Here is a 9,269-nt window from a genome sequence, read left to right as displayed (position 1 = left end):
AATAACATCGTAAGTAATAACGTAAATAACATCGTAAGTAATAACGTAAATAACATCGTAAGTAATAACGTAAATAACATCGTAAGTAATAACGTAAATAACATCGTAAGTAATAACGTAAATAACATCGTAAGTAATAAATTGAATCTATTATTTTTCAAATAATAGATTCACTCATTAGCTATATCACTAATGAAAGGTGGCTTCATATGTTTAAGCGAAAAAAACGTGATGACAAAGAAAAATTAAAAGCGATTAAAAAGAAACAAAAATCCCAGCAGCAACAAAATAAGACCCCTAAGAAAAAGCTAACTAAAGAAGAAAAAAAAGAAATGAAACGTAAGCGTAAAGAATTTAAATCTAATAAAACAAAATATGATATCGAAGGCGGTATTGGTGGCGATAAAGACCCAAGAACTAAACGTGATATGCGTACTACGTTCATTGCTATATTCGCTATAGTGTTATTCATATTCAGTTCTATACTTTGTGGTTTTGGATTTCAAGCTTACGGTAATTTCAAAAAGAATAATACTGAGGAGTTTGGTAGCACTAAATCTTTTACACAAGCTGATGCAAAAGTAAAATTCAGTGAAGTTTGGACTGACAAAAATAGAGATGTGACTATTGTCAAACTTGGTTATCCTCAAAGTTCACAAGATAAGCTTTCTAATAGAGGTAGTGCTTACAAGCTTTATATGAATCCAAAAGGTGCAAAACCAAAAGTAAAAATGGCTTACGGAATACTAGGGGTTGAAGGTGATGGTTATTTATTTATTAAAGGTAAACTAAAAGACCAACCTTATCATATTGGTATTGAAAACACACTAAGTTTGACAACAAAATCAATTACTCAATCATCTAGTTCTTCTACTGATATTGATGAAGAAGATGGAATAGAAAGTGCAATTTCTTCTATGAATGATGATGGCTCTTCTAACTCAGCATTTGGCAATGATGATAACGCTAAAAAAGCTAAAAAAGAAAGAGACTTCATTAAATTTATCATTAATCCATATTCTGATAATACAAAAGTATACAAAGGTAGTTTCTTAACATCATCTGGAGATATAGATTATTCAAAAGTAATATCTCAAACAAGTACAGATTCAGCTATCAAGGAGAAAGAAGACGAAAGAGAAAAACATGAATCTAACTTAAAAGATTTGAAGACTAGTAAAAAAGAATACGAGTCTCGTGTTAAAGATGAGAATAAAGATAAAAAATCCAAGAAAAAAGACAAAGAAAAAGACGTTGGTAATAATAAATCAAAAAATGAATCTAACCTAGAAAAAACAGAAGAATCTATTAAAGATGAAGAAAAAGAAATTGATTCTCTTAACAGTGAAATTGATAAATTGAAAAAGTCTAACTTTGGTAAAGAAGATTTTGGAGATATGCAAGAAAAAGCAACAATATACTAGGAGCGATACACATGACTGATACACATAAACGTTTCGATAGTTACAATATAAAAGCCAATGAATTCTTTGAAGACATGAATAGAGAACTAGGTTATTCTCTAACTCAATTATACGAACCTAAGCATAATGTAATCGGTAGAGATAAAGAACTCCATCAATTAGACATACTAATGTCTCGACCTTTAACACCTATAGCCCTTCTTATAGGGCTAGCAGGTGCTGGTAAAACAGCTATCGTCGAAACTTGGCTAAAAATGCAAAAACAAAAAAATAAAAAAGTAGTTTTACTATCTTTAGCATTAGGTGCTATGAGTTCAGACGGTAACACATTACTTCAAAAACGTATGGAATCTCTAATGCCAAAATTAAAAGAATATCAAGATATTCTTAGAGAGAGTGACCCAAACACTGAAGTTGTTTTATTTATTGATGAGGTTCATATGGTTGTTTCTATATTTGGTAAAGGCTCTAAATTAGGTGGAGATTTACTCAAAACTTCTCTAGCTCGTTCATACGTAAAGGTTATTGCTGCAACAACACGTATTGAGTATGATTCATATATTGCTAATGATGCACCTTTGGCTCGTCGTTTTAAAAATCTAGCGATTAACGAAGTCAATAAAGATGTTACAAAGCAAATTCTACAGGATAGTTGGTTGTCTACTTATTTCTATAATGAATCAGATGTAAGAATTGATGATGCATTACTAGACAAAATCATAGAAGCTAACAGATTATATAGACCACAATTTGCTGAACCTGCAAAATCTATCGATATATTAGAAAGTGCAATTGCTATTCATAGAGTTGAAGATGTTGATATTGATGAATCTATTATTAATCGAATTTTCGATGAACAATACAATATAACGTTAAATTTTCAAGCAAACTTTGACCATGTATATCAAACGATTCTAAATCGAGTTATGGGACAGCCAATGGCTCTATATACAGTGGGACAAGCAATTAAAAAGTTAGCCTTCCAACTAGATAATTTTAGTAATAGACCTAAAGCAACAATGTTATTTATCGGTTCAAGTGGTGTTGGTAAAACTGAAATGACAAAAGCACTTGCTGAAGGCTTGTATGATAATCCTAATAAATATAAAACATTTAATATGGCTGATTACGCTCTAGCCAATACATCTCCTATATTTCGTAGTGAGTTAGGTAAAACGGTTAGTCATGATTCAACAGTCATCGTGTTACTAGATGAAATGGAAAAAGCACATAAAAATGTGATGCAAGACTTATTAGCTATCTTAGATGAAGGTATCGTTAGACATAATGAAATAGGCGCAGATGGTTACATGATTACACATGAAGTTTCATTAAAAAATACGATTGTCATTGCAACAAGTAACGTAGCTGCTGACTTATTTAAAGATGTAAACCAATACAGCCGATTACGTACAACTATCACTCAAGAGAATATGAATAAATACTCAGCATCATTAAAACAAGAATATAGAGATTTAGAAATTGATATACACGATGCCTTAAGAGATGCATTTTCTCCTGAGTTTGTTGGTAGATTTTCAAATATTGTTCCATTCTACGCTCTACACGAGACAACCTTGATAGAGATTTGTCATAGAAGTATCATGAAACTAATTAAACAACTCAATAACCGTCCTGAAGGCTACAACGTTAAAGTAAGAGAACCTATGAAATGGAGTCATGGCGGATATAATATTGTAGCTAGTGAATTAACAATGTATGTTTGTTTTGAACTTGCTAATATTGATGATTCGAACTTTGGGGGCGCTCGTGCTATAAAGCGTTATATTGACAATGAAATTTTCCCGAACATCTTAGATGCTATCCTAGATAATCCTGATAAACGACGCTTCTTTGTGCATACAAATGGTAAGTGCTCGTTTGAAAATCCTGATTATCAAGTAGGATTAGGCGATATCATCGTAGAACCCGCTTCCTAACACTTTTAAAAATAATACTAATCATTAGAAAGGAATGATTTATAATGCAGCATAAAAAACGTGTCTTTACATTACTTATCGCAATCGTATTGATTTCAACTTTATCATTAAGCTTTCTATCAATGCATAGTGCTTCACCACTATCACATCATATAGCTTATGCTGATGAAAAAGAAAATAATGGCAATAATGATGACCAAGATAACAATCAAGATGGTAATAATAATAATTCTGATAATGTAAATAGTACTGAAGAATTGCTTAAAAAAGCTAACAACGGAGATACAACAGAAAAAGAAGATGATGAATTAAACAAATTGCGTAAACAGAATATCGTTAAAAATCAAGGCGATAAATGGGTTGCTGGTGATGCATATCAAGCAGATAGTAATCTATGGACATTGTACTCTCGTATTTTAATGGAATCTGGAGATAATAAAGATAATAAAAAAGAAAAAGAAGAAGGAAATGGTGGGGGCGTCCAAAAAATGGTCAAAAATGCCATCGGTTCATTTATGGGAGACGGTGGTGTTGAAGTTGATATTCCCTTTAATGAAATGTACTCCATTGGTAAAGATTTAGGCGCTCAAAACGGAGATAAAGACGCAAACTCTCAAGCAGGACGTCAGCTTGCTTCATTCTTCTCAACGTTTTCTCACTACGGATACGTTGAAACCGTGTCTGGTAATACATTAGCTGCTAAAGCAGACGGCGCATTTAATACGATTATGCGTTATTTTGCAGGGCTATTTTGCTTAGGGGCTATTCTAATACACGGATTCTTTAATGGATTACTTGGTTGGATTGTAAGTTTCTTAGCTAAATTCGATGTTTTCTCAATTTTAGGTTATAACGACCCTGACCAATTAAAAGAGAATGCATCAAATCCATTTGTTAAAGCAGTCTATGGATTTGTACAAGGTGTTGGATTATCACCAGCGTTCTTTAACTTTTTAGTTCTAACAGGCTTTTACGCTATAGTTGGACTGTTCGTTTATCGTATGATGCGCACACTATCATCTGATGCATTTCATTTCGGACAATTCGGAGACCATACCAAACGTTTAATCATTCGATTTTTAACCTTTTTCCCAGTCCCCGTGTTGATTATTACATTAGTAAGTGGATTTGCAAGTCAGCTAGATAATATACAAAACAATAAGAAATTTAATCCTTCACCAGCTCAACAATATATTCTCAATGATAGAAAATGGGCAGCATCTCAGAACTTATCACCTAACGCCTTACAACAAGAAAACAAAGCACCTAATGCAGGTTCAGATAAACAACATATTGATGGTGATTATGCACCGAGTAATGCTCGTAATTTAATCAGCAATATTAACTACGAATCTTATAATCGCATGGATAACATCAATGATGAAAGCTCAATGAAAATGAGTTTAGATTTAATTTTTGGTTATATGCAAAACGGTAAATTTAATGTAAACACATATATGTCTGATATTCGACAAACACCTGCTTCAGGTGATGACCCAACAAGTAAATATTCAGCTTTTCAGAATATCGGAAGCTTAGGTAAAAAGGTAGACCAACAAAATTATAAAGATTATATTTGGACGGCTAAACCCGTATCTAGTTCTAATGAGGATGAAGCTAAACCAACAGATAAGAAATATAAACCACAAGCCAATGCTGGTGTAGATGGCGAAAAATCATTCTCTACACAATCTGTTGCACTTATGCTTCAAACATCATTCGAAGACCATGCAGCAAACTTTTATGCCTACAATATTCCACCGACGGGTATTCAAGGACAGGCAAAAAACATGAGTACTGTTAAAACAGAGTGGAGAGAATATACTTTACCGGGTGAAGGACTACTTGGTAAATCTGGCTCTTACATGGCAATGGTAACACAAGCAATATTCCAATCTATTGTTATTTTAGGTTGTATACACGCTTTACTATTTACCAATTTCTTTAAGGCAACAATCTTAGCAGTTAAGCATTGGTTACTAGGTTTAAGTACTGGTAATCCAGCACACATGCTTGTTTGTCTATTACTTGGTTTAACATCACCGATGACTGGATTTATCGCATATGCCTTACCTTCATTACTTGTATCAGCAATTAACTTACTGGTGCAAGGTGTGAACGGGGTTGTTAAGGCGTTTGGTATCTTAAATGTCGATGGTGTCATTGATTTAGGTAAATCCATCGTATTCTTGTTTGCTGGTTTCTACTTAGTTATTTCTAAAACAGTGACAGGTACGAATATCATTACAACTATTATTGGTTTACCTACTGATATTGGTTTAAATCTAGCTAAACGTGCACAATCAATTATGCGTTCTCGTCAACAATTTAGACATGCAATTCGTTTAGCTAACCGTACAGCTCGTGAAGTGAGTGGTTCAGCAGCAAGTAATACAGCAGCAGGTATGAATAAAAGTACAATGGGTGCTACTTGGAATGCAGCTACAACACCTTCTGAGTGGGCAAGTCACGGCGTCAACTACATTACGAATAAAACATCAAATTCTAATGATAATCAAGATGGCAAAGAATCAGCAAATGCATTTGCAGCTAGACAAGGTGGCGCAGCTAACACAGGTCGTTCTGGTACAGCTCGAAGTACGTTATTAGGTGCTGAAAATCCTAACCCATCTAGAACACATAATCCATATGGTGGTCATAATTATTTTGCTGGTACTAAAGGCAACCCAACTTCAGCTAATAATAACGGTACAAACAATAAACCAGTTGACCCTGAAAACCACAAACGAAATAATCAATACAAAAATACTGCTGATTCATTACCTTCAGCTATGAAATCTGGTTCTGCAAATGACTTTGCGAAGGACATTAGCCGTCAAAAGCAAGAACAAGCTAAAAAGTCTGGAGAAGCTCAAGCGAATAAAGATATTAAAAACACATCTACAGATATAAACACACCTAACTACCAAGATAACAATCGTTCATTCTCTAATGATGATTATCCAACAACAAGTCAGAGCAACCATTCATCATATGAAACAGCAAATGACTTTGCATCACAACAACCGCCATTTAGTGATAGAGAACTAAAAACATTAAATACAGCAAATAACGAATCAGAATTCCAAGAAAAACTATATTATACAAACAATGGTCAATATGCGGCATTGAGCCAAGACAGCGCTAAGCAACATTTACAAGGTACTAAATTTGTAAATGATGATGGAGATATTGACTACAATAAACTTGACCAATTTAACGATAGTATTAATGGTAAACACTTAGAAGACTTAGACAATGACAGCATGAGACAAAAAGAACAACTCGATTATGCGTTCCGACAAGGTGCATCATCAATCTACAGCAAATATGATAATATAGATGTAGATAACAAAGATAAATAATTGATATGTCTTCTTTAAAACTTCAAAGGGTATCCATCGTGATGCCCTTTTCTTTTACAAAATTTTTATTGAGGTGATAACAATGAAGATTACATTCGAGAAAGATACACCCGAAGAAAAAGAAGCAAAGAAAGCTGAACGTAAAGCAAAACGCAAAGAAAAATACGGTCATCTAGGACAAGCTCAAGAAGGTAGCTTAGCAAAATTCATTTCAGATAAGTTTAAAAACAAAGACGGTAACAATAGAAAGTTCTTTGATGATAGTAAGGATTTTGATTTCTTAAAAGAGTCGCAAGAAGGTAGTGCTATCAATTATTTGAAAAATCTAGGTAGTCGTATGTTCCCTAAATCTGATGAAAACAACAGTAAAAACAAAAAAGAAAAGTAGATTGCGCATAAAAGAAAGGTTGATACTTATGAAAAAATACATCTTATTAATCGCATCTTTAGTACTTATGATAGTACTTGCATCGTGTTCTAATAACAGTAATCCTAAACAAAAAAAGACTACAAAAAGTGATGAAATGAAAGTCGGCGAAATGATGCAAGAAGATAAAGAGCATGTATGGTTTCTAATGCATGATAAGAAAACTGAGACTTTGGAAAGTCAATCCGTAGTTGATGAGTTTATTATTACAAAGGGCGGAAAAATGAAGATATACCAAGCTAATACAATTCCGTCTCAAGAATTAGGAAAATTGCTACATCAAGATGAAAAATCATTAATTAAAGATATTAAAAAACAAGATAAAAAGTACTTCAATATGAAAATGGCTGAATTCTATGGTGATACTGAAGCGGATATTAAGAATGCTAAAGACCTTATAAAAAAAGGTTATGCTAACTATAGTCCTTCTCAAGATTCACATGGTGGTAGTGATTATGCCGTCATTCAAAAAGAACTCCATAATAAAAGCCCTAAAGAATCTCTAAAAGACTTAGAGAAAAATATGGAAGACCTTAAGAGTCATGATTATGAAGCTCCAAAATCACAAAAAGTAGACTTACGTTCTGTTGGTAGCGGCAAATTAAGAATTAGTACCGATAGAAAATTTAATTTCCTTAAAGCTTTTCAAACTAACAATGGAGAATATAATACATTTTCCAATACTGTAGCACCTACAGAAATCTCTGGTAAAAAAGTTGCTGGTTTAAGTACTTTTGATGAAGAGGATGGCTCTAAAGAAGGAACTGACCCATTCTTAGTCACTACTGTTGATAATAATATTAAAAAAGTTTTACTTGATAAACCAACAGACCCTGCTATTAAGGATAACCAAGAATTTAAACACAAAAAAGGTTCATAATAACAAACTCTCGCCCCTATAGTTTGCTATAAGGGGCTTAATTTTGCGTTTAAATCATTTCCTATTATCTCATTGAATGCGTTCATTTGAGTTAAATTAATCAGTTATACCCCACATTTGAAGACTTATTTGTTTGAACTCACTAGGTTGATTATCTATGTAGTTTTCTTGATTCCACATGTTCATATGGTATTGACGATAAGATAATGTTTTAGCTATTTGTGTGACATATGCAAAGATATTGCGAACTTTATTTCCTTCATTTCTATGGTATTTTCTTAATTTTTTAATTAGTGAATTGAAACAAGTCTCAACAATGATTGTATAGTTTTCATCTGTGATATTACCGTGCTTTTGTATCTGAGACGTAATCGCATTATAGAGTCCTTTAATTTGGGCATCACTAAAGAAAGGCTTGTACTTTTCATAGAGTTCAAGTGGTACAACTTCAGGACACGCTCTAAAGCTCTTAATATTCTCAGTACGTTTTAATTTAATTGATTTCTTACGTCTTTTGTTACTTAAATAAGATTTTAATAGTTTAAAAGAACTTATAGTTTGTTTCTTTACTTTGGCAAACGTCATTGCTTGATGTGACTGATGTTGGCGATTATGTTCTTCTACATCACGAGGGGACACTTGCGACGTGTCATTAATAATTTCTTGTTGGACTTCAACTGGATTTATTACATAAGCGTTAGCACCTTTACCTCCAGTTTTGATTCTCATAAGATTAATAACAGAAATGTATCCTTTTTCTTGTAAAGCCTTTAAATGTCTTTTTATTGTGCGCACCGATTTATCTAATGACTTTGCGATTGTTTTAATCTTAATATGAGAGACACCTATTACTATACAACTGTACTGTTTGAGTAAGTTAAGTGTTTCATAATGTGTTTTAGTAAGTGATGCATTATATTGTCTTACTGTATTATCCATTTCTTCTATAGAATTGAATGTAGCATAATCTTGTAAATTAATAAGTTGATAAGCCATAATATCTATCTCCTTCTTTGGAGAACAAAAAAGAGTGTAAGCCGATGAAATTTAATTCGGCTTACACTCTTTCGTGACGATATTGTCATGATGGATATCCTTCAGTTCCAGTTTAATTTGATACTTTTATATTGCCAAATAATGGTTGATTTAGTAACATAAGGGTATCAAATTAATAAGAAAGAGGACATCTTAAAGAGAAACTTTGCCGATGGGGGATTCATCGTGTGAAGTGCT

The 9,269-nt window shown here is 32.9% G+C and carries 6 protein-coding genes; 5 read left to right on the top strand and 1 reads right to left on the bottom strand.

Translation table 11 applies throughout. The features are described from left to right. Positions 1 to 209 precede the first annotated feature (209 nt). The 5 genes from HS848_RS12390 to HS848_RS12370 all read left to right on the top strand — a co-directional run bounded on the left by HS848_RS12390 (position 210) and on the right by HS848_RS12370 (position 8,036). Positions 210 to 1,424: a hypothetical protein gene (locus tag HS848_RS12390; protein WP_198612544.1), complete on the top strand. Its 1,215-nt coding sequence runs from the start codon at positions 210 to 212 to the stop codon at positions 1,422 to 1,424. An 11-nt stretch (positions 1,425 to 1,435) separates the two neighbouring features. After that, positions 1,436 to 3,364: an AAA family ATPase gene (locus HS848_RS12385; protein ID WP_198612543.1), complete on the top strand. Its 1,929-nt coding sequence runs from the start codon at positions 1,436 to 1,438 to the stop codon at positions 3,362 to 3,364. 44 nt (positions 3,365 to 3,408) lie between these two features. After that, on the top strand, positions 3,409 to 6,729 hold the full coding sequence (locus HS848_RS12380) for a DUF4013 domain-containing protein (RefSeq protein WP_198612542.1): 3,321 nt from the start codon (positions 3,409 to 3,411) through the stop codon (positions 6,727 to 6,729). An 82-nt stretch (positions 6,730 to 6,811) separates the two neighbouring features. Beyond that, entirely contained in the window at positions 6,812 to 7,117 is a 306-nt protein-coding gene (locus HS848_RS12375) for a hypothetical protein (protein WP_198612541.1), read from the top strand. A 28-nt stretch (positions 7,118 to 7,145) separates the two neighbouring features. Next, positions 7,146 to 8,036: a hypothetical protein gene (locus tag HS848_RS12370; RefSeq protein ID WP_198612540.1), complete on the top strand. Its 891-nt coding sequence runs from the start codon at positions 7,146 to 7,148 to the stop codon at positions 8,034 to 8,036. Between the two features lie 96 nt (positions 8,037 to 8,132). Here HS848_RS12370 and HS848_RS12365 read toward each other — a convergent pair whose 3' ends face one another. Beyond that, entirely contained in the window at positions 8,133 to 9,032 is a 900-nt protein-coding gene (locus tag HS848_RS12365; protein ID WP_198612539.1) for a replication/maintenance protein RepL, read from the bottom strand. Between the last annotated feature and the right edge of the window lie 237 nt (positions 9,033 to 9,269).

The sequence above is a fragment of the Staphylococcus caledonicus genome (assembly GCF_016238465.1).
Taxonomy (GTDB): domain Bacteria; phylum Bacillota; class Bacilli; order Staphylococcales; family Staphylococcaceae; genus Staphylococcus; species Staphylococcus caledonicus.
This window is presented reverse-complemented; position numbering and strand designations above follow the sequence as displayed.

Excerpts from the sequence above, each read along its gene's own strand:
- HS848_RS12390 (WP_198612544.1), top strand. The coding sequence starts at position 210 with ATGTTTAAGCGAAAAAAACGTGATGACAAAGAAAAATTAAAAGCGATT.
- HS848_RS12385 (WP_198612543.1), top strand. The coding sequence starts at position 1,436 with ATGACTGATACACATAAACGTTTCGATAGTTACAATATAAAAGCCAAT.
- HS848_RS12380 (WP_198612542.1), top strand. The coding sequence starts at position 3,409 with ATGCAGCATAAAAAACGTGTCTTTACATTACTTATCGCAATCGTATTG.
- HS848_RS12375 (WP_198612541.1), top strand. The coding sequence starts at position 6,812 with ATGAAGATTACATTCGAGAAAGATACACCCGAAGAAAAAGAAGCAAAG.
- HS848_RS12370 (WP_198612540.1), top strand. The coding sequence starts at position 7,146 with ATGAAAAAATACATCTTATTAATCGCATCTTTAGTACTTATGATAGTA.
- HS848_RS12365 (WP_198612539.1), bottom strand. The coding sequence starts at position 9,032 with ATGGCTTATCAACTTATTAATTTACAAGATTATGCTACATTCAATTCT.